This window comes from Calothrix sp. FACHB-168, from assembly GCF_963889195.1.
Taxonomy (GTDB): Bacteria; Cyanobacteriota; Cyanobacteriia; order Cyanobacteriales; family Nostocaceae; genus Aulosira; species Aulosira anomala_A.
Genome location: NZ_CAWPNJ010000078.1, coordinates 1 through 23,128, shown reverse-complemented (window position 1 = coordinate 23,128; position 23,128 = coordinate 1). Strand labels below are relative to the sequence as shown.

At 42.7% G+C, this 23,128-nt stretch carries 23 protein-coding genes; 10 read left to right on the top strand and 13 right to left on the bottom strand.

Features of this window, described 5'->3' with window-relative positions:
- The first annotated feature begins 15 nt into the window (after positions 1–15).
- The 4 genes from AACW45_RS34760 (at position 16) to AACW45_RS34745 (ending at position 3,059) form a co-directional block, all read left to right on the top strand.
- On the top strand, positions 16–837 hold the full coding sequence (locus tag AACW45_RS34760) for a HEAT repeat domain-containing protein (protein WP_190637633.1): 822 nt from the start codon (positions 16–18) through the stop codon (positions 835–837).
- Between the two features lie 153 nt (positions 838–990).
- Complete coding sequence (locus AACW45_RS34755; RefSeq protein ID WP_096645224.1) at positions 991–1,218, top strand: indolepyruvate ferredoxin oxidoreductase subunit alpha; 228 nt, start codon at positions 991–993, stop codon at positions 1,216–1,218.
- A gap of 204 nt (positions 1,219–1,422) precedes the next feature.
- A complete protein-coding gene (locus AACW45_RS34750) occupies positions 1,423–2,148 on the top strand; it encodes an ABC transporter ATP-binding protein (RefSeq protein ID WP_190637631.1) in 726 nt (241 codons plus the stop codon).
- Between the two features lie 170 nt (positions 2,149–2,318).
- Positions 2,319–3,059, top strand: a complete 741-nt coding sequence (locus AACW45_RS34745; protein WP_190637628.1) for a carbonic anhydrase — start codon at positions 2,319–2,321, stop codon at positions 3,057–3,059.
- A gap of 210 nt (positions 3,060–3,269) precedes the next feature.
- Here AACW45_RS34745 and AACW45_RS34740 read toward each other — a convergent pair whose 3' ends face one another.
- The 9 genes from AACW45_RS34740 to AACW45_RS34700 all read right to left on the bottom strand — a co-directional run bounded on the left by AACW45_RS34740 (position 3,270) and on the right by AACW45_RS34700 (position 10,322).
- Entirely contained in the window at positions 3,270–3,521 is a 252-nt protein-coding gene (locus AACW45_RS34740; RefSeq protein ID WP_190637626.1) for a phycobilisome linker polypeptide, read from the bottom strand.
- 14 nt (positions 3,522–3,535) lie between these two features.
- Positions 3,536–4,408 carry a phycobilisome rod-core linker polypeptide gene (locus AACW45_RS34735; protein ID WP_190637624.1) on the bottom strand — a complete coding sequence of 291 codons (873 nt, stop codon included), beginning with the start codon at positions 4,406–4,408 and terminating at the stop codon, positions 3,536–3,538.
- Between the two features lie 44 nt (positions 4,409–4,452).
- Entirely contained in the window at positions 4,453–5,262 is an 810-nt protein-coding gene (locus AACW45_RS34730; protein WP_190637622.1) for a phycobilisome linker polypeptide, read from the bottom strand.
- A 112-nt stretch (positions 5,263–5,374) separates the two neighbouring features.
- The gene (gene cpcA, locus AACW45_RS34725) at positions 5,375–5,863 is read right to left on the bottom strand and encodes a phycocyanin subunit alpha (RefSeq protein WP_096645249.1); all 489 of its coding nucleotides are present in this window, start codon (positions 5,861–5,863) and stop codon (positions 5,375–5,377) included.
- Between the two features lie 76 nt (positions 5,864–5,939).
- Positions 5,940–6,458, bottom strand: coding sequence for a phycocyanin subunit beta (locus AACW45_RS34720; protein WP_190637620.1), 519 nt, complete (start codon positions 6,456–6,458; stop codon positions 5,940–5,942).
- Positions 6,459–7,641: 1,183 nt separating this feature from the next.
- Positions 7,642–8,817 carry a DNA double-strand break repair nuclease NurA gene (locus tag AACW45_RS34715; RefSeq protein ID WP_190637618.1) on the bottom strand — a complete coding sequence of 392 codons (1,176 nt, stop codon included), beginning with the start codon at positions 8,815–8,817 and terminating at the stop codon, positions 7,642–7,644.
- 232 nt (positions 8,818–9,049) lie between these two features.
- Positions 9,050–9,310, bottom strand: coding sequence for a hypothetical protein (locus AACW45_RS34710; RefSeq protein ID WP_190637616.1), 261 nt, complete (start codon positions 9,308–9,310; stop codon positions 9,050–9,052).
- A 235-nt stretch (positions 9,311–9,545) separates the two neighbouring features.
- Complete coding sequence (locus AACW45_RS34705; protein ID WP_096645434.1) at positions 9,546–9,917, bottom strand: hypothetical protein; 372 nt, start codon at positions 9,915–9,917, stop codon at positions 9,546–9,548.
- Positions 9,918–10,058: 141 nt separating this feature from the next.
- On the bottom strand, positions 10,059–10,322 hold the full coding sequence (locus AACW45_RS34700) for a hypothetical protein (RefSeq protein WP_096647830.1): 264 nt from the start codon (positions 10,320–10,322) through the stop codon (positions 10,059–10,061).
- A gap of 285 nt (positions 10,323–10,607) precedes the next feature.
- Here AACW45_RS34700 and AACW45_RS34695 point away from each other — a divergent pair, with 285 nt between their 5' ends.
- Positions 10,608–12,095, top strand: coding sequence for an aminotransferase class I/II-fold pyridoxal phosphate-dependent enzyme (locus AACW45_RS34695; RefSeq protein WP_190637614.1), 1,488 nt, complete (start codon positions 10,608–10,610; stop codon positions 12,093–12,095).
- Between the two features lie 343 nt (positions 12,096–12,438).
- Here AACW45_RS34695 and AACW45_RS34690 read toward each other — a convergent pair whose 3' ends face one another.
- Positions 12,439–12,660, bottom strand: a complete 222-nt coding sequence (locus AACW45_RS34690) for a ribbon-helix-helix domain-containing protein (protein ID WP_190637612.1) — start codon at positions 12,658–12,660, stop codon at positions 12,439–12,441.
- 89 nt (positions 12,661–12,749) lie between these two features.
- Positions 12,750–12,896, bottom strand: a complete 147-nt coding sequence (locus AACW45_RS34685) for a ribbon-helix-helix domain-containing protein (RefSeq protein ID WP_190637611.1) — start codon at positions 12,894–12,896, stop codon at positions 12,750–12,752.
- Between the two features lie 211 nt (positions 12,897–13,107).
- Here AACW45_RS34685 and AACW45_RS34680 point away from each other — a divergent pair, with 211 nt between their 5' ends.
- Together AACW45_RS34680 and AACW45_RS34675 are read left to right on the top strand one after the other, a co-directional pair.
- The gene (locus AACW45_RS34680) at positions 13,108–14,523 is read left to right on the top strand and encodes an NAD(P)/FAD-dependent oxidoreductase (RefSeq protein WP_190637609.1); all 1,416 of its coding nucleotides are present in this window, start codon (positions 13,108–13,110) and stop codon (positions 14,521–14,523) included.
- A gap of 51 nt (positions 14,524–14,574) precedes the next feature.
- Positions 14,575–15,090, top strand: a complete 516-nt coding sequence (locus tag AACW45_RS34675; protein ID WP_242045460.1) for a DoxX family membrane protein — start codon at positions 14,575–14,577, stop codon at positions 15,088–15,090.
- 180 nt (positions 15,091–15,270) lie between these two features.
- On the opposite strand, the gene AACW45_RS34670 is transcribed toward AACW45_RS34675, so the two are convergent.
- Positions 15,271–17,979: an MGH1-like glycoside hydrolase domain-containing protein gene (locus AACW45_RS34670; RefSeq protein ID WP_190637607.1), complete on the bottom strand. Its 2,709-nt coding sequence runs from the start codon at positions 17,977–17,979 to the stop codon at positions 15,271–15,273.
- Positions 17,980–18,419: 440 nt separating this feature from the next.
- On the opposite strand from AACW45_RS34670, the gene glpK reads away from it, so the two are divergent.
- The gene (glpK, locus tag AACW45_RS34665; protein ID WP_190637606.1) at positions 18,420–19,904 is read left to right on the top strand and encodes a glycerol kinase GlpK; all 1,485 of its coding nucleotides are present in this window, start codon (positions 18,420–18,422) and stop codon (positions 19,902–19,904) included.
- A 377-nt stretch (positions 19,905–20,281) separates the two neighbouring features.
- Here the strand turns inward: glpK and AACW45_RS34660 are convergent, their stop codons facing one another.
- Positions 20,282–20,656 carry a hypothetical protein gene (locus AACW45_RS34660; RefSeq protein ID WP_096645441.1) on the bottom strand — a complete coding sequence of 125 codons (375 nt, stop codon included), beginning with the start codon at positions 20,654–20,656 and terminating at the stop codon, positions 20,282–20,284.
- Between the two features lie 915 nt (positions 20,657–21,571).
- Between AACW45_RS34660 and AACW45_RS34655 the strand changes: the two genes are divergently transcribed.
- The gene (locus tag AACW45_RS34655; RefSeq protein ID WP_190637604.1) at positions 21,572–21,781 is read left to right on the top strand and encodes a hypothetical protein; all 210 of its coding nucleotides are present in this window, start codon (positions 21,572–21,574) and stop codon (positions 21,779–21,781) included.
- Positions 21,782–21,820: 39 nt separating this feature from the next.
- A complete protein-coding gene (ychF, locus tag AACW45_RS34650; protein WP_190637602.1) occupies positions 21,821–22,912 on the top strand; it encodes a redox-regulated ATPase YchF in 1,092 nt (363 codons plus the stop codon).
- The last annotated feature ends 216 nt before the right edge of the window (positions 22,913–23,128 follow it).

Genomic DNA, 23,128 nt, shown 5'->3' with positions numbered 1-23,128 from the left:
CTTCTCTTCTCCCTCATGGCAGATTACCTTAACTCTCTAATTCGTGCAGTAGAAGATGCAGATTCTTCTCTCCGGTTGCAAGAAGCTGTGAAACACTTAGCAGCATCTCGTTTAGAAGGAGCCATTCCCACCTTAATTGCCTCACTCAGCTATAACAATCCCGGTGCAGCCGTAGCTGCTGTTGATGGGCTAATCCAAATCGGCGAACCCGCAGTACCAGCACTGTTAGAGCTACTCGATCTGCATAACTACACCGCTAGATCTTGGGCAATCCGTGCCTTAGCAGGAATTGGCGATCCGCGAGGATTAGTCACCTTATTAGGTGCAGCCACAGCCGACTTTGCCCTTAGCGTCAGACGCGCCGCAGCTAAGGGTTTAGGAATGATGAAGTGGCATTGGTTCCCCGAAGATTTGCTAGAAATCGCCCAAGCAGAAGCAATGGATGCCTTATTGTTTGTCGCCAAAGAAGACGACGAGTGGGTAGTACGCTATTCAGCAGTTGTAGGTTTAGAGTTTCTTGCTGATGCAGTAACTGTAACTTATCCAGAATGGCGATCGCAAATTCAGTCCCAATTTGAGCAAATCCTTACCAAAGATAATAGCTGGGCAGTGAAAGCACGTGTCTTACTGGCACAGCAACACCTGCAGAAACAGACTGCAATTGAGCAACAGCCAACAGTAGAAGATAGCCCTTCACCGTTATCTTCTATGGACTGGCAAAAAATCATGGAAGGTTTGTATGGGCGTAAAGGACAAGAACGGCAGGTATTTGCCGAAGGCGATCCTCGACGTTATGAAAAACTCGCAGTAGCGATCGCTGAAAATTCGGATGAATAATTTTCTTCCCAAAACTTCAGTCGTAAATTCAACCCGACACTTAATTACATGATAGTGTCGGGTTTATTTATAACTTCAGATGATGTCTTAACTACCAAACAGCAGTAATTGCTAGGCTAGAAATGGCCGATTTTAAACAGAGGGAATCAAGAAATGCCACATACAATTGTTACCGATGTCTGTGAAGGCATTGCTGACTGCGTAGAAGCTTGTCCAGTAGCCTGTATTCATGACGGGCCAGGTAAAAACGTCAAAGGAACCGATTGGTACTGGATTGACTTTGCTACCTGCATTGATTGTGGCATCTGTCTCCAAGTATGCCCAGTAGAAGGCGCGATCGTTCCCGAAGAACGCCCAGACTTGCAAAAAACGCCAGAATAGTCCATAGTTCAGGGTTAAGGTAAGCAGAGGGGTATGGGATATTGGGAAGAAAGACAAGGAGGACAAGGGAGACAAGGAGGACAAAATCAATTCAAAATTCAAAATTCAGAAATATTTTTGACTTTTGACTTTTGACTTTTGACTTTTTATGCCCCATGCCCCATGCCCAATGCCCCATACCCAATAACAAATGACTATTGACAAATGACTATTGACTATTTACTAGAAGTACAAAACGTTCATGCCGGATATATTAAAGATGTAGATATCCTGCAAGGTGTAAATTTTCGGGTGGAAGCGGGGGAATTAGTCACCGTAATCGGCCCTAATGGTGCGGGTAAATCGACCTTAGCGAAAACCATTTTTGGATTGTTAACTCCCCACACAGGCACAATTACCTTTAAAGGTGAAAATATTGCTGGCTTAAAGTCAAATCAAATTGTACAGCGAGGAATGTGTTACGTTCCGCAAATTGCCAATGTTTTCCCATCCTTGAGTATTGAAGAAAATTTAGAAATGGGGGCTTTTGTGCGGAATGTGCCTCTAAAGCCCCTCAAAGATAAAATATTTACCATGTTTCCGCGATTAAGCGATCGCCGTCGTCAACGCGCTGGTACTCTTTCCGGTGGAGAACGACAGATGTTGGCAATGGGTAAAGCTTTAATGCTAGAACCAAGCTTGCTGCTGTTAGATGAACCTTCCGCCGCTTTATCTCCTATTTTGGTAACACAAGTATTTGAGCAAATTAAACAAATTAACCAAGCGGGTACAGCAATTGTCCTCGTAGAACAAAATGCCCGTAAAGCCCTAGAAATGGCCGATCGCGGTTGTGTTCTAGAATCAGGACGCGATGCTATCACAGGCCCCGGTCAAGAATTGTTAAACGATCCCAAAGTCGCAGAACTATATTTAGGTGCAGGGAAGCACTAGGGGCTAGGGAAAGGAAGGAGGACAATTGTAGAGACGCGATTAATCGCGTCTCTGCCCAATGCCCAATACCCAAAACTTAAATCACTCTTAAACAGTGTCAGCGAGTACTCTTCCATCTGGCTGAATTTTGCTATCTTCCAGGCAACAACGAAACGTTGCCAGGTAGATGAATGGCTAGAATTAATGGATTTATTGGGCGGCGTAATTTTTTACATTTAGCTGGGTTGGGTAGTATTGGTCTTGGGGCTATTATTGGTACTGGCGGTGTACTCTGGAACAAAGAACCATCATTAGCTGAAGATCCATCTAATGATGCTGTCACAAAACCAAAACCAGTTAATCCGCAAACAGCATTAAATCGCTTGCTAACAGGAAATCAAAGATTTGTTCAAGGAAAGCGTCTTCTTCCCCGCCAATCTAAATTTCGCTTGCAAGAAACTGTTGCAGCGCAATATCCATTTGCGGCTATATTAGGCTGTGCTGATTCGCGAGTACCCGCAGAAATTGTCTTCGATCAAGGATTAGGCGATTTATTTGTAGTGCGAGTTGCTGGTAATGTCGCCTCCTCAGAAGCGATAGGTAGTTTAGAATATGCAGCATCAATATTAGGTACGCAACTTATTTTAGTTTTAGGTCATACAAAATGCGGTGCAGTTCACGCAGCTGTTGAGGGGAAACCGCTTCCTGGCAGAATTGGTGCTTTTGTCGAAGAAATTAAACCTGCTGTAGAAATTGCTAAGAAGAAAAACGGCAGTTTAGAAGCAAATACTGTGATTGCTAATGTGCAATATCAAGCCGAACATTTAGCTGAACGCTCGGCAATTTTAGGAAATTTAATTCAGCAAGGTAAATTGAAAATTGTTGGTGGTTATTATGATTTAGCTACGGGGAAAGTGACGATGCTTTCTTAACAGGACTTACGCAAAAATTACCAAAAACCTTGATTTATTTAACCGCCTTCTCTTCGAGAGGCTTCCGCCAACGCATAGCGTCTCGCAGAGAAGACGCCAAGAACGCCAAGAACTAATAGAGTGTGCATAAAGGGGCGGAGAAAGGTAAACTTTCCCACGCCCTTACATTCCAAAATTAAATACTACTGCTGTCAGAGATGCGATGCGATTTCAGTTTTCTGATGAAGTTTCCGCAGACGCAGAACGGATGCCCACAATTTTACCGCCTAAACGGCTGATGCGACGCATTTCTTCATTCATCCGGCTGTAAGGCACTTGAATGAGAATTGTGCTGCTATTGCGAATTTGATAGCGATTGTTGTCGGTTTGCTCGCTCTGGCGCAATCCTTCGACTTCATAGATAAAAACGCGATCTTCTGAGCTGGTGCTTGACCCTCTTGTCAATGCAGATTTACCCAACATAATGGTTTTATCTCCTATTGTGCCAAGGTAATGCTAGCAATCTTACCGCCCAGCTTATTGATTTGCTGTAGGGTGCTAGATAGCTGTTCGTAGGGAACGATAAATTCTTTATTGCTCCGACGAACTTTGGGATATCTGGGTAAGCTGATACCGGTCACTTCAATCCGGTATAAACCTGAGGTAGAACCAGCAGAAGATCTGCCAAAGGTGCGGCTGGGTGCAGTTCCTAGCTTGGAGGGGAGGTAAGAGAAACCTTGAGAACCACCAGAAGGAGCGATAATCGCAGAAGCGCTGTTTTTAGCTAAGTCAGCAGCCAGACGAGAACTAGTACCAGCAAGCTGAGAGCGATCGCTATTAGCATAACCGCGATAAAGGCGGAACATGCGCGTAAAACCAACGGTTCTTTGACCAACGCCTGTGGTTACAAAGTCACGGTAGTAAGGAACGATCGCATCGCCAAAGTAAGTATCATATTCAGCAGAGTCAATATAAGAATCGATATCTGCATCAAAGCCTTGATTTTGGTAGCGATCGAGATGCTCGATTACTTCCGACTCATCGTAGGGTGCGCGTCCTAGCAGGTGTTTAATGTTTAATTCAATTACCCGGGTGTGGAAGTTCGGATAAAGGAATTTGGTTTTGTATAGTTCGGATTTAGCGACTGCGCGGACAAAATCCCGGACGCTGAGTTTACCATTGGTCAACAACGACTCTAGACTGGTGAGACGTTCTGACTGCATTAGGTAGTCGTTACCTAATACTTGACGATAAACTGCTGCAATCACAGCCTTGGCATCTTCTGCTGTCCAATTGGGACGCAGTTCAACTGGGCGTGATGAATCGAAAGCCGAAGTTCCTAAACGAGACGCGGCGGTTGTAATTGCCACTAATAGCTCTCCTTATAGACTTGGATATTGCAAATGGAATTGATTTAGGCAGGAGAAATATTTACTACCCGGTTCCCTCTTTGATTCAGTCTTTGCAGGGTGGGTGAGAGTTGATCGTAAGCTACCAAAGACTCTCTCATACTACGGCGGACTTGAGAATTCTGCCCGCTATTTGCTTGAATAAAGCGCACTCGGTAAAGCTGTCCGCGATCGCCTGCGACTGTTCCTGTCAGTCCCTTACCAAAGTTCGGGGTTTGAATTGCTGTCGCTAAATTCAAGGCCAGATCTTGGGTTAACCAAGCAGATTTATTTTTCCCTTGGGCGCGATCGCTGTTTGCATACCCGCGATAGATTTGAAACATGCGGCTAAAACCGACTGTTTTTTGTCCTGCTTGGGTAGCAAATCCCCGATAATAGGGGACAATTGATTCGCCAAAGTTTTCTTGATATTCCAAAGAATCAATATAAGAATTGATTTCTGCCTCGTATCCTTTTTGCGTATAGAGATCGACATGGTAGGCAATCTCTGCTTCATCATAGGTAGCACGACCTAGGAGGTGCTTATAGTTGAGTTCGATGAAGCGGACTTGAGGTGTAGAGTAAAAGAATTTTTGCCGATACAGTTCGGATTGTGCTAATGTCCGCACAAAATCGCGAACGCTAATGTTACCTTGTTGCAATAGCGATTCGGCGCTGGTGAGACGTTCGCTTTGCATCAGGTGATCGTTGCCAAAAACTTGACGATAGGCAGCATGAATTACTGCTTTTACGTCTTCATTTGCTCTTAATTCTATAGGAGCTGTGCCGACAAATGGCTCAAATCCTAACTGACTGGCGGCCTGGGAACTAGTCATGACCATTCTCCTCAAGTTCAATCAGAAAAAACATGCCCAGAACCCCATAAAACTGTCCATGCTAGAAAATTAGCATCCACAGCCTTTAGTTGTTCTGGGCAAAAATCAACTCTTAGCTTAAAGCGTTGATTGCATAGTCAATGTAGGAGTTAGCTTCAACAGCTGGGTCGCCGCTCAAGCCATGATTAGCTTTGATGTGCTTGAGAGCTTCAACATACCAGCTAGGAGATAGATCAAAGGTACGGTTGATTTCTGCCAAACCACCAATTAAGTAGTCGTCTAGAGGGCCTGTACCGCCAGCGATTAAGCAGTAGGTGATAATGCGGATATAGTAACCGATGTCGCGCGCACACTTGTCTTTACCACGTTGGTCAGCAGCAAAGTTCTTACCTTGCATTTGGGTGGTGTAGGGGAACTTTTGGTATACTGCATTCGCAGCACCAGAAGCTAGGCTAGAAGCTTTTCCGCTTAATGCTTTAGCTGCATCTAAGCTAGCAGATGCTTGACGGAAACGTCCAAATGCTACTTGAATTTCTGTAGAGCTCAGAAACCGACCTTGAGAATCTGCGGTAGCGACTGCTTCGGTTAAAGGGGTTTTCATGCTGATTATCCTTTCAACAAATTATGTAAAGGTGTGCGTTAGAAATAATGAAAGATTGAGCTAGTCGAGGATTTTTCTAGCCTACTGCCGCAGCAGCGCGATCAAAGTAGCTGCTTAATTCAGACATTAAGGAGCTACAGTCACCACGGGTAACACCGTTGGGATCGTTAGCGATCGCGATCGCTGCTTCTTTCATCTTAGAAACGCCAGCCGCTACAGAACCACCAGGAACGCCTAGAGCCAAGTAGGTTTCACGTAAACCGTTTAAGCAGCGATCGTCTAAAACGCTAGCATCGCCTGCAAATACAGCGTAGGTTACATAGCGCAAAATGATTTCCATGTCGCGCAAGCAAGCAGCCATACGACGGTTGGTGTAAGCATTACCACCTGGTTGAATTAACTGGGGTTGCTCTTCAAATAGTGCCCGAGCTGCATTAGCTACAATTGTGGATGCATTACCGGTGATGCGGTTTACAACATCCATCCGTTTAGCACCAGCAGATACCATATCTTTTAATGCATCGATTTCAGAATCGCTAACGTAAGCGCCTCTTGTGTCAGCTTGGGAAACTACTTTGGTAAAAGCGTCAAGCATTCCAGCATCTCCTAAATAATTACTATGCTGTGGATTCAAATTAGGTTCAAAATTCTGAATCTTGATGTGAACAAGCAACACAATTTGTTGAGAGATAACTACGCTATCATCAGTAAATCAGCAAACAGTAACTAGCAAGTTTTAATCCCTTGCAAATCCGGGCAAATTCCACCCGAAACTGTTAGCTATTTAAAGTTAACTAACGGTACAGTTATCCATCAATTCAATACTGCTAATATCCATAACAACTACTTCTCTAAGACTCACAAGCTCAGATCGTGAAATAGTTGAGCCTCAATTTTTCAGAAACTGAACTCTTCCATCCAGGTTAAAGAGTTCAGTGGTTTTTTGAACCTGCAATTGATTAAAGCAATCCAATTGTGCAAATTTTGTGCAATTTTTTATTTGGGTTCAAAGATTTAGTTACAAAATATTAAGAAAACCCGCAAACCTTGTACAGTCAAGGATTTATTTTATTTTAATATTGTCTTTAGATTTAAATTATCGTTACATTTAGCAATATTTGGCAACATTGGGTTAAGCAAAAAAAATTTTGCTCCATATTTTTGCTAAAAATGTGGTTTTTGTCTGTACTATTTGCTTTAATATTTCTTAAAATAAGTTTATAAATATCTTGTTTAATTTCACTTGCATAGCAAATGACTTTGCTTAAGCATGATTAAGCAAGATTAGTATAGGTAGCGGTAAGGCGTGTTTGCAAACGCCACTTGCCTCAAGCCGGGAAACCCTTCCGTCGCCAGCAGAGTAATTTTGTATTGGGTTTAGCAAATTTTTGGTTACCAAAAGTGTAACCGGATTATTTTCACAATTGAGCTACTTTATGATGATTTGTAGTTAAGCTCCTCACACCACACGAAAAGCCGTGAAGCATTATGTTTCACGGTCTTTTTCTTTTTTACAGTGACACATAATTTGTCATCCGTGACAGATTAGTGTCGCTGTCCAAATTTGTGATCCTAGCTAGAAAATGGGGGCTAGGGGCTAGGAAAGAGAGATTTTCATATTTGGTTGTGAGATTTTCTCGTGAGGGGCTAATTAAAAAAAAGAATGCGATACATGGTAGGGATATGGCAATGCCATGCCCTCTAGAATATATTGATGTGCCGCCAATAAGATTTAAATTGGTAGTACAAATGACCAATGACCAATGACAAATGACCTTTCAGGCAATACTTCCGCGCTTTCTCGCTTCTTTATAAGAAGTACCGACATTTCTCAAGCCAGCTTTAATCATTTGCTTCTCCAGTAACGCAAAAAAGCGTGTCTTATCGCCACCACGTACTACAGCTTGATTATGAGCTTCAGCGATCGCTACTGGATAACCATACCCTTTTTGCACCTGTGCCAGCATCAATCCTAAGGCTTGGTCAAACATGGCGGTATTTTCTGCTACCCAGGCAGGTACTTCTATCCGGGCAATTTCGGTACCGACATGAATGTAGCAAAAATATATGTTTTGGTCTTCGTATAAATCTAAAATCCTGGCATTACTGCGCCACAAGGGGCCGCGCTGTCCTGGTTTGAGTTGAGTTGTCCACAGGGAAGTGTCGCGCAAGGGTTCAAAGACTTTACAAGGAACCTTTTCTAATTGATTGGGGCAATAACTGATACAGTCGGGTACGGGATGGGGACAAGCTAATAAGCGTAAAAAGTTCATCCCTTCGACGTTACGAGAAGCGCTGAGATATCCCATCAAGGGAATTTGGGCGTCGCGCATTTGCTGCCAAGCGGCGATGATGGGGGGTAAAATGCGATCGCGGGCATCAAGGGGTAATTGTTCTAAAAACCAGTAAATTAGGGAACCATCCACCATCGCTAAGGTAGGTACTTCTCCTTTGACTGCACAAGCTAATTCAGCTAAGACTGTAGCTTCGCTAGCAGTACGGCGATAACCCATCCATTCCTCAGTTCTAATTCCCCACTGCCGAGACATATATAAATCTTCGGGACGGTAAAATACTTCTGGCAGACTATCTAAGAGAGGATGGCGATTTTGTCCGTAATGTAAAACGACTCTGCCAATATTTAACAGATAACAGTAAGCAATTTCATGGTGGTTAGGCGCAATTTGCGAACCATCAGTAGCAATTACAGTATGAATTTTTGGCGGTACTGGAATCTCAATACAAGTTTCTAGTGGCTCTATGGGTGTAGCATTAGCAAAGAGAATGCGATCGCGCCATTTCTCCTGACGAGCGATTAAATCTTGTTGTTCGCTATAAGCTTTGTGAAGATATTGTTGTGCTAATTCTAAACGTTGACGACTTGCAGCAGCTTCTGAAGAAAGATGCTGACTTAAACCTTGCATTTGTCGCGCTAGTTTTGTCAGGTCAAGCATAAAATGTTATTGGTCAATGGTCAATGGTCAATAGTCAATAGTCAATGGTCATTTGTCAGTTATCCTTTTTGTTTATATATGTAGGATTGCTATATTTTTACCTACTTACTTAAATAACAGTTTGAAGCTGGACGGAAGTAGTTAAATTTTAACGGAAATAAGCATTGGGCATTGGGTATGGGAAATATTATTTTTCAGTAAGATGCTGATGATGGGGTTGATTGCTACTTTTCTATTCCATCGCTTCGCCTAAATATCTTGAACGTTGGTGTTGGCAACTTGGCGTTTCGTGTAAATATCTTGAACGTTGGCGTTCGGAACTCGGCGTTTTGTGTAAATATCTTGAATATTGGTGTTCGGAACTCGGCGTTTTGTGTAAATCTCTTGAACGTTGGTGTTCGGAACTCGGCGTTTCGTGTAAATCTCTTGAACAATCATGCAAAAAGCTGGAAATTTCTCCTTCAGCACAGGATGGTTGAGTCTTGTAACTCAAAATTTGCACTTCTCAGCTGTGATTATCGAGTTTAATATTGCTTAAATCTAGATATTTTGGCGAAGATGCAAGAAATTTGCTTGAAATGAACCGCCAAGTGCGCCAAGTACGCCAAGGAAGAGAGAATTATTAGAGGGAAAAAGTGTGGAGTACAGATTCTCAAGGGTAATTCTCAAAAAATACCCGACTTTCGAGAAAAGTCGGGTATCTGTGTGTTTAAGCGTTAGACAATGATTTACAATCCTACTAATTCGCGAGATTCAAAATCAGTGAGTTGTTGGGCGATCGCTAATCTGGCTTCTAACTTGGCTACACTAAACTGGTTACGCAGATATTCCAAATGAGCGATCGCATTTGTTTTTTCTGCGGTTAATCTTAGCTGGGTATCTATCGCTTTTTGATATTCTTGATTTACCAGCAGCACTTCAAAGCGCCGCGCTTTGCGTTGCGCATCATTCTTTAAATCTATATCAAAAGCAGCACTGCGATCGGCGTTACCTTCAAAGCGGTTAATTTGCTGTTGTACTGCCATCAATTGCGAATCTAGTTCATTAACTCGATGAGCAGCTTGTACTATTGCATCCGGATAATAACTCAGTTGCATAATTAATATTAGGTAAATGGGCATGGGGCATGGGGCATTGAGCATTGGGCATTGGGCATTGGGCATTGGGCAAAGACGCGATGAATCGCGTCTCTACAATTTTCTTCCTTGTCTCCCTTCCCTAGCCCCTTATCATCTCTCTTCCTACGCCACTTCCCGTAATTGAGATGGAGGTGTCATCTCTGGAAATGAAAGGGAAAGTTGTTCGGCTTGTGGTACCGCAGCTTGTTCTAATACTGTGACTTCGATATTCACACTCACTAAATAACTTCCTGTATCTGCACCAACCGCATCAGCGATTATCTTGGCTATATCTGGGCGTTTTGCTGTCAGAGGATCGCGTAAAATACACCGATCCCATTCATGCTTTGCCGTGGGGTTGAGGTTGAGAATGTAGTGCTTCATCATATTACTCATCGTTAATTCTATCTTCCTTCCAGAAACCTTCCACAGAGCCATTCTCAACTTAACCGGGCTTTGTGGGCGCTATATTTATTATAGTACATTTGTACCCAATCGTGTGAGAAACAGGAGATAAATTCCAGTGCGATCGCCCTAGTATTTTTCGGCAATTAAGGGAGATTTTGCCGAAATTTCAGGCTTGGAGTTTTCTAGCTCTGAAGTTGTCATACACTAATGAATTTGGAGAGTTTGCTGTTCACCCTGCTTGGTAAATTGATAAAAATCGCTGTCATGCTGAACCAAAATCAAACGCCATTAATCGCCGCTTTAAAAGCCTGTGCAGCAAAACCCCACGCGCCTTTTTATACCCCAGGACATAAGCGGGGACAGGGAATTGCGCTACCTTTGGCTGATTTATTGGGTAAAGCGGTGTTTGGTGCTGATTTAACTGAGTTAGCAAATTTAGATAATCTATTTGCACCCCAAGGGGCGATTCTGCAAGCGCAACAACTAGCGGCTGAAGCCTTTGGTGCTAAACAAACATGGTTTTTGGTGAATGGTTCTACCTGCGGTATTGAAGCGGCGATTATTGCTACCTCTAATCCAGGGGATAAAATTATTTTGCCGCGTAATGTGCATTCATCGGCGATCGCTGGTTTAATTCTTTCTGGTGCTGTGCCAATTTTTCTCAATCCTGAATATGACGCAGTTTTAGATATTGCCCACAGTATTACACCCCAAGCTGTGCAAGCGGCATTACAACAGCATCCCGACGCCAAAGCGGTGTTAATAGTTTACCCTACATATTACGGTATTTGCGGAGATTTACTTGCGATCGCCGAAATTACCCATGAATATCATATTCCCTTACTCGTGGATGAAGCTCACGGCGCGCACTTTGCTTTTCATCCCGATTTACCTACCCCAGCATTAGCCGCAGGTGCAGATTTAACTGTCCAATCCATCCACAAAACCTTGGGTGCAATGACGCAGGCTTCGATGTTACACCTGCAAGGTAACAGAATAGATATTGACCGTGTAAATAAAGCTTTGCAATTAGTCCAATCTACCAGCCCCAGTTATATCCTCTTAGCTTCCCTGGATGCAGCGCGTCAGCAAATGGCAATGCAAGGTAAACAGCTAATGTGCCGCACATTGGAATTAGCGGAGTTAGCGAGAACTAAAATTAGCCAAATTCCCGGATTATCGGTGGTAAATCTGCCTCACAAGCACACACCTGGCTTTGTCACCTTAGATAAAACCCGCCTTACTGTCACCGTTTCCGGCTTAGGTTTAACCGGCTTTGCCGCCGAGGAAATTTTAGATGCACAATTGGGTGTAACGCCAGAATTTGCATCACTGCAACATCTCACCTTTATTATTAGTCTCGGTAACACCCCAGCCGATATTGAGAATTTAATTCAAGGTTTGACTACCTTGGCGCAAATAAATTTACCGCCAGTTGCAAAAACCAAGTCAATTTTCTGGGATAATATTTTTATGGTGCGTAATTCTGTGCAAATTTCTCCCCGCGAGGCTTTTTTCACCCCTACAGAAACTTTACCCCTAGAACAAACACGCGATCGCATCTGTGCAGAAATCGTCTGTCCCTATCCCCCAGGCATACCAGTGTTAATGCCAGGAGAGTTAATTACCAAAGCTGCGATTGAATATTTGCAACACATCCAAGCCACAGGGGGATTTATTACTGGCTGTGAAGATTTGCGTCTTAGCAGCCTCAAGGTATTAGCATCACCTAGTAGTCTGTCGCCAAATTGAGGGACTTCCAATTAAAAAAATACCCACGGGGGTAGGGGCACGGCACCGATAAAATATCGGTAATACCGAAAGTTTGTGTATGCCGTGCCCCTACAAGTTGGATAAATTATTTTTTGGAGTTCCCTGACAGCGAATTGCCAATTGGTGAGGTACAGATAATCGTTGATTGTAGGGGCACTGGCACTGCCATGCCCCCAAGCGCGTATCTTATTTTACCCGAAATATGCTGTAAATTTAAAAATTCGCGATCGCCTGTTTCGCCTGCTGAATTTCTGATGCAAGTCCCTAATTATTATTCAAGATTTTCAAATATTGATTTTAGGTAATGAAATAATATATTGGCTCATTTCTGAGATTTTTTAACCTGTTGTAAATCTGCTAACAGATGATTGACAAAAGTTTCGCCATCAATTCCTTCACCATTCTCTAATGATGCTATTCCTTCCTCAATGAGAGGGCGTGTTTTATCAAGCCATTCTCGCTCGGATATACTTTCTTGCTCTAACAGGCGTAACGCAGCTTGAATTACTTCACTAGTGCTGCATGGCGTAAATAACCATACCATTTTATAAATTCATTTTGATAATCTAGAGTAGTGCGAGCATCTTGCTCGCTGACAAACGCGAGCAAGATGCTCGCACTACAATGGTATGCTCATTTCCGCCGACCTGTACTAGCATTGTTAAATTTACCTGTAGACAGTAAATTTTGAATAATTTTTTCTTGTTCTGATGTGAGGATAATGCTCATATTAGCTCCATCTAACTTCTTACATGATACAGCTAGAGAACTTTTTCCCATTGCTAGACTAAAATTCCAGAAAACTCAATTTATTTGTGCCCTTTGGCTGCTCGTTAAAAATATCCATATTCTGAATAATTCCTGAGAATCGGGTGAAAACAATCTGGTAAATTCCCGGAAATTTCTCATCTAAGTTTTAGCTATTCATCACCTCAGAATCGCTAGCTACCAGGATACTAAGAGCAGTTCCCAAAAGCGACTCTTAACACCTATGCAGCAAGCATCTAATCCCACAGTCATCCTGGGTGGTGGCTTTGCTGGATTGTTTACAGCTTTGCATTTAAGCCAGCAAAATTACCCCCATCCGATTATTTTAATTGAACAGCGCGATCGCTTTAGTTTTAAGCCATTGTTATATGAACTACTCAGTGGTGAACTGCATAGCGAACAAGTTTATCCTCGCTACAAAGAACTATTAGCAGGTAGCAGTGTGAATTTCGTTCAAGATACGGTGGAATTTATTGATTTAGATCAACGCCAAGTTACCTTAGATTCAGGTAAAGTTTTTCGCTATAGTCACCTAGTATTAGCACTAGGTAGCAAAACAACTTACTTTAATACTCCCGGCGCAGCAGAATATGCCATGCCGTTTACATCTGGAGAACAGGCGATCGCATTACGAAAACACTTGCGTCACCGTCTGCATCAAGCGATTCAAACTGACGATTCTGCAAGGCGGCAATTGCTGCTGACTGTTGCTATTATCGGCGCTGGGCCAGCAGGAATTGAACTAGCCTGTACCTTAGCAGATTTATTACCCATTTGGTATGACGAATTAGGCGGTGATGCCGCAGAAATTCGCGTATTTCTCGTCAACCGCAGCCGAGAAATTCTCAAAGGTGATGTTAATAGCCACCTGCGCTGCACAGTGCAAACAGCGCTGAAAAATCGTGTAGTTCCCGTTGATTTCATATTTGATGCAGCCGTCAGCAAAATTCAAGCAGATGGGATTGAGTACCAAAAACAAGATAAAATCCAGATTTTACAGGCGGGAACTATCGTTTGGACTGCGGGAACTGCACCTAATCCCTTATTAATGGACTTACCAGTACCGCACAACCGAGGACGGCTATTAGTGACGCCGACATTGCAAATACCAGACTTTCCCGAAGTATTTGCGGCGGGAGATTGTGCTACAGATGCCGAAAATCCCCAACCACCAACAGCACAAGTAGCTTATCAACAGGGAAAAGCGATCGCAGTGAATCTCAAGCGGATGCGGGAAGGTAAACTCACTGTACCTATGCCAATTAGTATGCGCGGTACTTTGATGAAACTGGGACTGAATGAAAGCGTGGCTAACTTGTTTAATAAAGTCCAGATTAAAGGACAGCCAGGACATTTAATTCGCCAAGGCACATATTTAGAACTACTACCAAACCCAGCGCACAATCACAAAGTAACAGCTGAGTGGTTAACCGACGAATTATTCCAACGCCATCGTCCTGTTTCTCACATGCAACTCGGACAAACTCATTGGCTATCTGGAGCGATTGCTCTCATGGCGGGACTAATTTTAGCCACTCCCCTCATTTGGCGTGCGGCGCAACCCCGACAATTTCAGCAAAGCTTGGGTTGGACGGGTGTACCGAGTTTACTTAATCAACTGACTCCCCCTCCCCGATAAAGTTTTTTCATTTTTGCCATTACTTATATCTGCATCTCACCTTGAGGATTTATGATGAAATACCTACTCAACCTGCGCATGGCGGTTACTGTTAGTCGCATCACAATGGGTGTGTTCTTTTTTCTGTCGGGAATTGCTAACTATCTCAACTTTAGCGTTCCCAACGGATTTTACCAAACAGTCCTGACATTGAAATTGCAAATCATCGGCCCGGGAATTCCCCCCGGATGGGAAGGTGTAGGGCCTTTACCTTGGTTATTTGCAATTCCCTATGCTTGGTTACTACCTTTAGCAGAACTGGTATTAGGTGGATTGTTTGCACTCAACTATTGGGTGCGCTGGACGGGGTTACTACTGATACTGATGACGATTAGCATCGTTTTAGCATTTGGGATTGTCCCATCTGGTACTTTATTTCCCAATGGCGTCGAGAGTTTTAACAAAGCTGCCCTATTTATACCTTTAATTTGGACATGTATTGCCTACGACGCATACGAACAGAAAATGAGCCGTCGCCGTACCCAAGCAGCAGCCGATTATACTCTCAGTTCTAGCAATGATATGTAGGGGCATGGCAGTGCCATACCCTCTAGAATATATTGTATTTAACCACAGAGACGCAGAGTGATTACCTCAGTTACAGCAGATTCCCAGTTGGTGAGGTACATATAATCGTTGATTGTAGGGGCACTGGCATTGCCATGCCCCGAAGCGCGTATCTTATTTTACCTGAAATATGCTGTAAATTTAAAAATTTGCGATCGCCTGTTTCGCTTGTTGAATTTCTGATTCTGGATTTTGTGCTTCATATTCAGCAAACTGCTGGATTAGTTTCGCTACTAAACCAGTCCACCCAGTTTGATGACTCGCACCGATTCCCGCACCGTTATCACCATGAAAATATTCATAAAATAAAATCAAATTTTGCCAATGCGGATCGGTTTGTAATTTCTCCACTCCCCCATATACAGGACGTTTACCAGCAGAATTTTGCAAGAAAATATTGATTAATCTTTGCGATAATTCTGATGCTACTTCCCACAGAGTTAGCATTTTACCCGAACCTGTAGGACATTCAATTTTAAAATCATCGCCTAAATAATGATGAAATTTTTGCAGCGATTCAATTAATAGAAAATTCACCGGAAACCAAACAGTACCGCGCCAATTAGAATTACCACCAAATAAACCACTGCTGGATTCCGCAGGCTCATAATCTACACGAAATTGACAGCCATTGACATTAAAAATGTATGGATGTTCGGCGTGAAATCGCGAGAGAGCGCGAATACCGTAATCGCTGAAAAATTCAGTTTCATCTAACATTTTTTGCAAAATTTGGCGCAACTTATTACTAGAAACAATCGCTAATAATCTCCGCGCTTCCATTCCTTCAGTTTCCATGCAAGCGACATTTCGCCGCAAATCAGGACGATTTTTAATAAACCATTCTAATCTGCGCTTAAAGTTAGGTAGTAAATTTAATATCTCTGGTTCAATAGTGTCAACAGCAAATAGAGGAATTAACCCTACCATTGACCTAACTTTTAAACTAATTTGTTGATGGGGTGAATGTAACACATCATAGAAAAAGCCATCTTCCTCATGCCATAAGCTGCTTTTCTCTTCACCAATATGATTCATCGCATCAGCAATATATAAAAAATGCTCAAAAAATTTAGTTGCAATATCTTCATAAACTGGATTAGCTTGTGCTAATTCCAGAGCAATTGTCAACATATTTAAGCAATACATTCCCATCCAACTTGTCCCATCAGATTGGTCAATATGTCCGCCTGTAGGTAAAGTTGCACTGCGGTCAAATACGCCAATATTATCTAATCCTAAAAATCCCCCTTGAAAGACATTATTACCTTCAGTATCTTTGCGATTTACCCACCAAGTAAAGTTTAGTAATAACTTCTGAAATACCCTTTCTAAAAATTGCCGATCTGCTCGTCCATACATTTTCTGTTCAATCTTGTAAACCCGCCAAGTTGCCCAAGCATGTACGGGGGGATTAACATCACTAAATGCCCATTCATAAGCAGGAATTTGCCCATTAGGATGCATATACCATTCCCGCGTTAAAATATCTAATTGATATTTAGCAAAATCTGGATCAATCATTGCCAAAGGTATGCAGTGAAATGCTAAATCCCAAGCTGCATACCAGGGATATTCCCATTTATCTGGCATAGAAAGAATGTCTTCGTTATTCAGGTGAAACCATTCGCGATTTCTGCCAGATTTACGTGCTTTTGGTGGGGGAATTGTGCCAGAATCGCCTTGCAGCCATTTCTCGACATCGTAATAATAAAATTGTTTAGTCCATAACATCCCCGCAAATGCTTGGCGCTGGACATTGCGCATATCTTCACTCAGAGTAAAGGGCGTTAAATTTTGATAAAATTCATCTGCTTCTTGCTGGCGGGTAGTCAAGATTTCCTCAAATTTTGTACCAAAGGGTGCAGCTAAATCAGCTTTGTGACTCAAACGCAAGCGGACAGTTTTAGTTTCACCAGCACCAATATTTAATACATAGTAAGCAGCCGCTTTTGTACCGATTTTATCGGGATTGACTGCGGCTTTATCACCCCGGACAATATATTCATTAATGCCATCTTTAACATAGGGAGAAGCATTAGCTGTATCAAATAGCTTCGCGTTATTGGTTTCATTTTCGGTAAATAAAAACTCTACTTCTCCGTCACAGTAAAGCCACCTTTTACCTAAAGATGAATGCACCGCTTCGAGAATATTTAGGTCATTATTAAAATTAACTTTTTGAATTTGTGGTTTATCATTTGTACCATTCCACGACCAAGTATTTCTAAACCATAAGGTAGGTAATAAATGTAATGTCTTGGCTGCGTCACCCCGATTAGCAACTTGAATTTGAATCAGGATATCTTCAGCAGAATTTTTGGCATATTCTACAAATACATCAAAGTAGCGATTATCATCAAATATACCTGTATCTAATAATTCAAATTCTGGTTCATGGCGGCTGCGGTTTTGATTTTCTGCCAGTAATTGAGCGTAGGGAAATGCTTTTTGGGGATATTTATAAAGCATTTTCATGTAGGAATGAGTGGGTGTATTGTCAAGATGAAAGTAATATTCTTTAACATCTTCGCCGTGATTGCCTTCATTACCAGTTAACCCAAAAAATCTTTCTTTGAGAATAGAGTCTTCACCATTCCAAAGGCTAACTGCAAAACATAAGCGTTGGCGTTCATCGGAGATCCCCGCAATGCCATCTTCACCCCAACGATAAGCGCGAGAACGGGCTTGATCGTGGGTAAAATAGTCCCAAGCTGTACCGTTAGGGCTGTAGTCTTCCCGCACTGTTCCCCATTGGCGATCGCTTAAATATGGCCCCCACTTGCGCCATTTGCCTTTCTGATGTCTTGCCGCTTCTAGTCTGATTTCTTCTTGGGTAAGATTGGTCATGATAAACCCTAGTTGATGCCTGATGACTGTACTATTTGAAGTATTGCGTTTTCTGCCTCAAGTATGCTGAATTTCTGCTGAAAAATTGGCGGGAAAATTCTCAGGAAAAACTCATGGTGATAGATTACACATATAGGGGGCAGGGAGAGAATTATCTGTAGCCTGGATTTAGATAATTATAGGTTGGGTTGAACAGAGTCAAACCCAACAATTACGAGATTTTGGAATGTTGGGTTTCGTTTCTCAACTCAAATTTACATCTTAATTTTGAATACTTCGACAGGCTCAGTACAAGTTTTGGATTTTGGATTTTGAATTTTGAATTTTGAATTTTGAATTGGTAAATGTTGGGTTTCGTTCCTCAACTCAAATTTACATCTTAATTTTGAATACTTCGACAGGCTCAGTACAAGTTTTGAATTTTGAATTGGTAATTGAAGATGACTAAATATATTCTGGCTTTTGACCAAGGTACAACTAGCTCGCGCTCGATTATATTTAACCACAATGGCGATATCCTGACGATCGCGCAGAAGGAATTTCCCCAAATCTTTCCCCAACCTGGCTGGGTAGAGCATAATCCGGAGGAAATTTGGTCTTCGCAGGTTGGGGTGGCGAATGAAGCTTTAGCGCGGATTGGCATTAAGGCGAGCGATATTGCGGCGATTGGGATTACTAATCAGCGAGAAACGACGCTAGTTTGGGAGCGTCAGACGGGGAAGCCGATTTATCATGCCATTGTTTGGCAAGATAGACGCACATCTGGGGAATGCGATCGCCTAAAAGCTGCTGGTTATGAGACAATATTTCAGCAGAAAACCGGATTGGTCATCGATGCGTACTTTAGCGGGACTAAAATTAAGTGGTTGCTGGATAATGTCCCAGAAGCGCGAGCAAAAGCTGAACGTGGCGAATTAGCCTTTGGCACCGTTGATAGTTGGTTAATTTGGAAATTAACTCAAGGGGAATTGCACGTTACAGATGTGACGAATGCTAGCCGAACTTTGTTATTCAATATTCACACTCAGCAATGGGACGATGAATTACTAACTATTCTCGATATTCCCCGTTCCCTGCTTCCCCAAGTGCAGAGTTCATCAGAAGTATATGGATATACATCCGAAGGTCTGTTTGGCAGTCGCATTCCCATTGCCGGAATTGCCGGAGACCAGCAAGCAGCTACCTTTGGGCAAGCCTCTTTAGAATGTGGCATGGCAAAAAATACTTATGGCACTGGTTGTTTTCTACTCTTAAATATCGGTAATCAACCAATGCTATCTCAACATAAACTGCTCACTACAATTGCCTGGTCAATTAACGCACATACCAAATATGCTTTAGAAGGTAGTGTATTTGTCGCTGGGGCGGTTGTCCAATGGCTGCGTGATGGATTGGGAATTATTCAGCACAGTGCAGATGTAGAAACCCTGGCGAGTAATGTACCTGATAACGGTGGCGTGTATTTCGTCCCGGCTTTTGTCGGTTTAGGCGCACCTTATTGGGATAGTTACGCCAGGGGCACAATTGTTGGTTTAACTCGCGGTTCCACCAGCGCCCATATTGCCCGCGCAGCCTTAGAAAGTATTGCCTATCAAACAGCTGATGTGATTGAAGCCATGCGCCAAGATTCCCAACTAGAACTTTCCGAACTGCGGGTAGATGGCGGTGCATCCCGTAACGATTTATTAATGCAATTTCAAGCTGATATTTTAGGTGTCCCTGTAGTTCGTCCCAAAATTACCGAAACCACGGCTTTAGGCGCTGCTTATTTAGCCGGTTTAGCGGTTGGTTACTGGCAAAGCGAAGCGGAAATTACCCAGCAATGGCAGGTAGAGAAACGCTTTGAGCCTACCATGAATCAAGAGCAACGGTTAACATTATTACATGCATGGCGACAAGCGATCGCGCAGACGAGGCATAGGTAGCATAGAGCATGGGGCATGGGGCATGGGGCATGGGGGAATAATAATAGAACCACATCTGTCGTAGGGGCACGGCATCGACAATCCTTCGATACATACAATAATTTTACTCGTGCCGTGCCCCTACAGCGTGGTCTATTTACCTGAAAATAGCTGTAAACAAAGAATACGACAGATTGTAGGGGCATGGCAGTGCCATGCCCTCTTCCCTTCTGCTACTTGAAAGAGTGATTTTCCCCTTATCCCCCTTTCCTTGTCCTTTTATCGTGTGGCGATGAAAATTACAGCATATCGGGCATGGCAGTGCCAATGCCCCTACAATCAACGATTATCTGTACCTTACTAACTGAAAATTCGCTGTATTTCATCAACATCAGCAATTATTCACTTGGCTGATTACTAACAACTGAAGACTCACCGCGCAATCCCTTGCGGCGTTTGTTTTTAGGAACCCCTCCTGCCATACCATACTCTGCACTACTTTTGCCATATTTAACACCAATACCCATCAGTATATGTTCGCTCATATCTGCCAAATGCTGCTCTGTTTCTAACATGTCTCGGTATAACCTATCTAAGTTAGAAAGCGCAGTATTATAGGCAGTTTCTTTACTGCGCATAGTTTCAATCAGGCTAGAGTAAACTGATAAAGTTAATCCACTACCAACATCTACATTTTGATCGATTGAACTTATACCAGCCGCGCGTCGCGCTGCATTTTTGAGTACTTGAGAACTTCTTTTTTGTCTAGCCATGAAATGCACCTTTTAATGCGATTATTTGGTTATTAGTTCTGAAATTATCCAATTTCAGCTTCTTTAGCTTAAAAAACTTCCCTACAATCAGCCTGAGAAAATTCTGCAAATAAATTGTCATTTTTAAGACATATAAAATTGATAAAAATACAGGAAATTACTGAAAATATTAAGTAAACCCCAGATTGAGAACTCAATATCAACTTTTGCCTGCGGAATACACTCAAATGAGTTCTCAAACCCCAGATTGAGAACTTAATATTAACTTTTGCCTGCGGAATACACTCAAATGAGTTCTCAAACCCCAGATTGAGAACTCAATATCAGCTTTTGCCTGCGGAATATACTCAAATGAGTTCTCAAACCCCAGATTGAGAACTCAATATTAACTTTTGCCTGCGGAATATACTCAAATGAGTTCTCAAACCCCAGATTGAGAACTCAAACTCCAGTTTGAGAACTCAAACCCCAGTTTGAGAACATTAAACTAATAGTCTGTCAGGGTTGAAATGAGGGACAGTAGTGTGAGCGTCTCGCTCACGCGGGCAAGATGCCCGCACTACCAAAAACCCCTCAAAACAAAATTGACAGACTACTAAATCCGCTCCATAAAAAATTTTTCTCGCTTACCCGACACACCGCCCGCAGGCTATAAGCCACTGGCTCACGCTACAAAGCCTGCCTCCGCAGGCTAGAGAAATTGAGCCTGCTTTTGCAGGCTTTGTTCAATTAGCCGCACCCTTGGAGGGTGACGGCGGGATTTCGGTATCAGTGAGGAGTCTTACCCCTAACTCACCAAAATAATTGCACCAACCAATGCCCCATGCCCAATGCCCAATGCCCATTTAGGAAGATGTCACCAGCTAAACTTATCATCTAGCGTAAGAAAGTCGCCTAAATTACTTGAGACTTTCCATGATTCAACCAAAAGCCATTTCTATCCCCGAACCACAAATACCCAATCCCGTCCCCAATCCCTTACCCAGCCCCGAACCCGCACCATCGCCAAATATTCCCCAACCAATACCCGAACCGATTCCCGAACCAATACCCCAAACGGTTCCCGCACCGATTCCCCAAACAGTTCCCGGAACAATACCCCAAACAATTCCCGAACCGGTTTAAATTATCCTTGGTAATGTAAGCCAACATCGAAAATCTAAAATGCTACGAGCCGGAATTGTCGGACTACCCAACGTCGGAAAATCTACGTTATTTAATGCTTTGGTGGCTAACGCCAAAGCCGAAGCTGCTAACTTCCCATTTTGCACCATTGAACCGAATGTCGGCGTTGTCGCAGTACCGGATGAGCGTTTAAATGTTCTCTCGAACATATCCAATTCCGAACAAATCGTTCCCGCGCGGGTTGAGTTTGTCGATATTGCCGGTTTAGTTAAAGGTGCGAGTGAGGGTGAGGGATTAGGAAATAAATTTCTGTCCCACATCCGGGAAGTTGACGCCATTGTCCATGTGGTGCGGTGTTTTGAAAATGATGATATTATTCACGTTGCTGGTTCTGTTGACCCAGCCAGAGATGTAGAAATCATTAATTTAGAACTAGGTTTAGCAGATTTAGGACAAATTGAACGCCGCATTGATCGTACCCGCAAACTAGCCAGGACTAGTAAAGAAGCACAATTTGAAGTCACAGTGTTAGAAAAGTTATCTGCGGCTTTAAATGAAGGTAAATCTGTCAGACAAATCAGTTTAACAGATGAAGAAACGGAGATAATTAAAGGTTTAGGACTGCTGACAAATAAACCGATAATTTACGCTGCCAATGTTTCTGAAGATGACTTAGCTACAGGGAATGATTTTGTAGAGAAAGTGCGAGAAATCGCCTCCCAAGAAAATGCTCAAGTTGTCATAGTTTCCGCTCAAGTAGAAGCTGAACTTGTCGAATTACCAGAAGCAGATAAAGCTGATTTTCTCGCCTCTTTAGGTGTAGAAGAAGGCGGTTTAAAATCTTTAATTCGGGCTACTTATACTTTATTAGGTTTGCGGACATATTTCACCAGTGGCCCCAAAGAAACCCGCGCTTGGACAATTCACGCCGGAATGTCTGCACCCCAAGCCGCAGGTGTAATTCACTCCGATTTTGAACGGGGATTTATTCGCGCGGAAACTGTCGGTTATGAGGATTTAATCACATCTGGTTCAATGAATGCTGCCAAAGAAAAAGGCTTAGTCAGAAGTGAAGGTAAAGAATATATTGTCAAAGAAGGCGATGTGATGTTATTCCGATTTAACGTCTAGGGGAATAATTCGTAATTCGTAATTCGTAATTCGTAATTCGTAATTATTCAATGTAGGGTGTGTTGTCGCGTAGCGCAACGCACCAATACATCACGATAATTGTGAAGCTCCGCCTTAATTTAGGGACTTCCAAATAAAAAAATATACAACTATTTATTGTGGGGTGGGCATCTTGCCCGCCCATAGTCAAAGGCGGGCAAGAGATCGGAAGAGCGT

What these genes read in the sequence shown, in the direction of transcription:
- AACW45_RS34760 (WP_190637633.1), top strand. Translation starts at nt 16, where the DNA reads ATGGCAGATTACCTTAACTCTCTAATTCGTGCAGTAGAAGATGCAGAT.
- AACW45_RS34670 (WP_190637607.1), bottom strand. Translation starts at nt 17,979, where the DNA reads ATGACCAATCTTACCCAAGAAGAAATCAGACTAGAAGCGGCAAGACAT.
- cpcA (WP_096645249.1), bottom strand. Translation starts at nt 5,863, where the DNA reads ATGAAAACCCCTTTAACCGAAGCAGTCGCTACCGCAGATTCTCAAGGT.
- AACW45_RS34690 (WP_190637612.1), bottom strand. Translation starts at nt 12,660, where the DNA reads ATGGTATGGTTATTTACGCCATGCAGCACTAGTGAAGTAATTCAAGCT.
- AACW45_RS34720 (WP_190637620.1), bottom strand. Translation starts at nt 6,458, where the DNA reads ATGCTTGACGCTTTTACCAAAGTAGTTTCCCAAGCTGACACAAGAGGC.
- AACW45_RS34680 (WP_190637609.1), top strand. Translation starts at nt 13,108, where the DNA reads ATGCAGCAAGCATCTAATCCCACAGTCATCCTGGGTGGTGGCTTTGCT.
- ychF (WP_190637602.1), top strand. Translation starts at nt 21,821, where the DNA reads ATGCTACGAGCCGGAATTGTCGGACTACCCAACGTCGGAAAATCTACG.
- AACW45_RS34685 (WP_190637611.1), bottom strand. Translation starts at nt 12,896, where the DNA reads ATGGGAAAAAGTTCTCTAGCTGTATCATGTAAGAAGTTAGATGGAGCT.
- AACW45_RS34745 (WP_190637628.1), top strand. Translation starts at nt 2,319, where the DNA reads ATGGCTAGAATTAATGGATTTATTGGGCGGCGTAATTTTTTACATTTA.
- AACW45_RS34715 (WP_190637618.1), bottom strand. Translation starts at nt 8,817, where the DNA reads ATGCTTGACCTGACAAAACTAGCGCGACAAATGCAAGGTTTAAGTCAG.
- AACW45_RS34700 (WP_096647830.1), bottom strand. Translation starts at nt 10,322, where the DNA reads ATGATGAAGCACTACATTCTCAACCTCAACCCCACGGCAAAGCATGAA.
- AACW45_RS34755 (WP_096645224.1), top strand. Translation starts at nt 991, where the DNA reads ATGCCACATACAATTGTTACCGATGTCTGTGAAGGCATTGCTGACTGC.
- glpK (WP_190637606.1), top strand. Translation starts at nt 18,420, where the DNA reads ATGACTAAATATATTCTGGCTTTTGACCAAGGTACAACTAGCTCGCGC.
- AACW45_RS34695 (WP_190637614.1), top strand. Translation starts at nt 10,608, where the DNA reads ATGCTGAACCAAAATCAAACGCCATTAATCGCCGCTTTAAAAGCCTGT.
- AACW45_RS34750 (WP_190637631.1), top strand. Translation starts at nt 1,423, where the DNA reads ATGACTATTGACTATTTACTAGAAGTACAAAACGTTCATGCCGGATAT.
- AACW45_RS34660 (WP_096645441.1), bottom strand. Translation starts at nt 20,656, where the DNA reads ATGGCTAGACAAAAAAGAAGTTCTCAAGTACTCAAAAATGCAGCGCGA.
- AACW45_RS34730 (WP_190637622.1), bottom strand. Translation starts at nt 5,262, where the DNA reads ATGACTAGTTCCCAGGCCGCCAGTCAGTTAGGATTTGAGCCATTTGTC.
- AACW45_RS34740 (WP_190637626.1), bottom strand. Translation starts at nt 3,521, where the DNA reads ATGTTGGGTAAATCTGCATTGACAAGAGGGTCAAGCACCAGCTCAGAA.
- AACW45_RS34655 (WP_190637604.1), top strand. Translation starts at nt 21,572, where the DNA reads ATGATTCAACCAAAAGCCATTTCTATCCCCGAACCACAAATACCCAAT.
- AACW45_RS34675 (WP_242045460.1), top strand. Translation starts at nt 14,575, where the DNA reads ATGATGAAATACCTACTCAACCTGCGCATGGCGGTTACTGTTAGTCGC.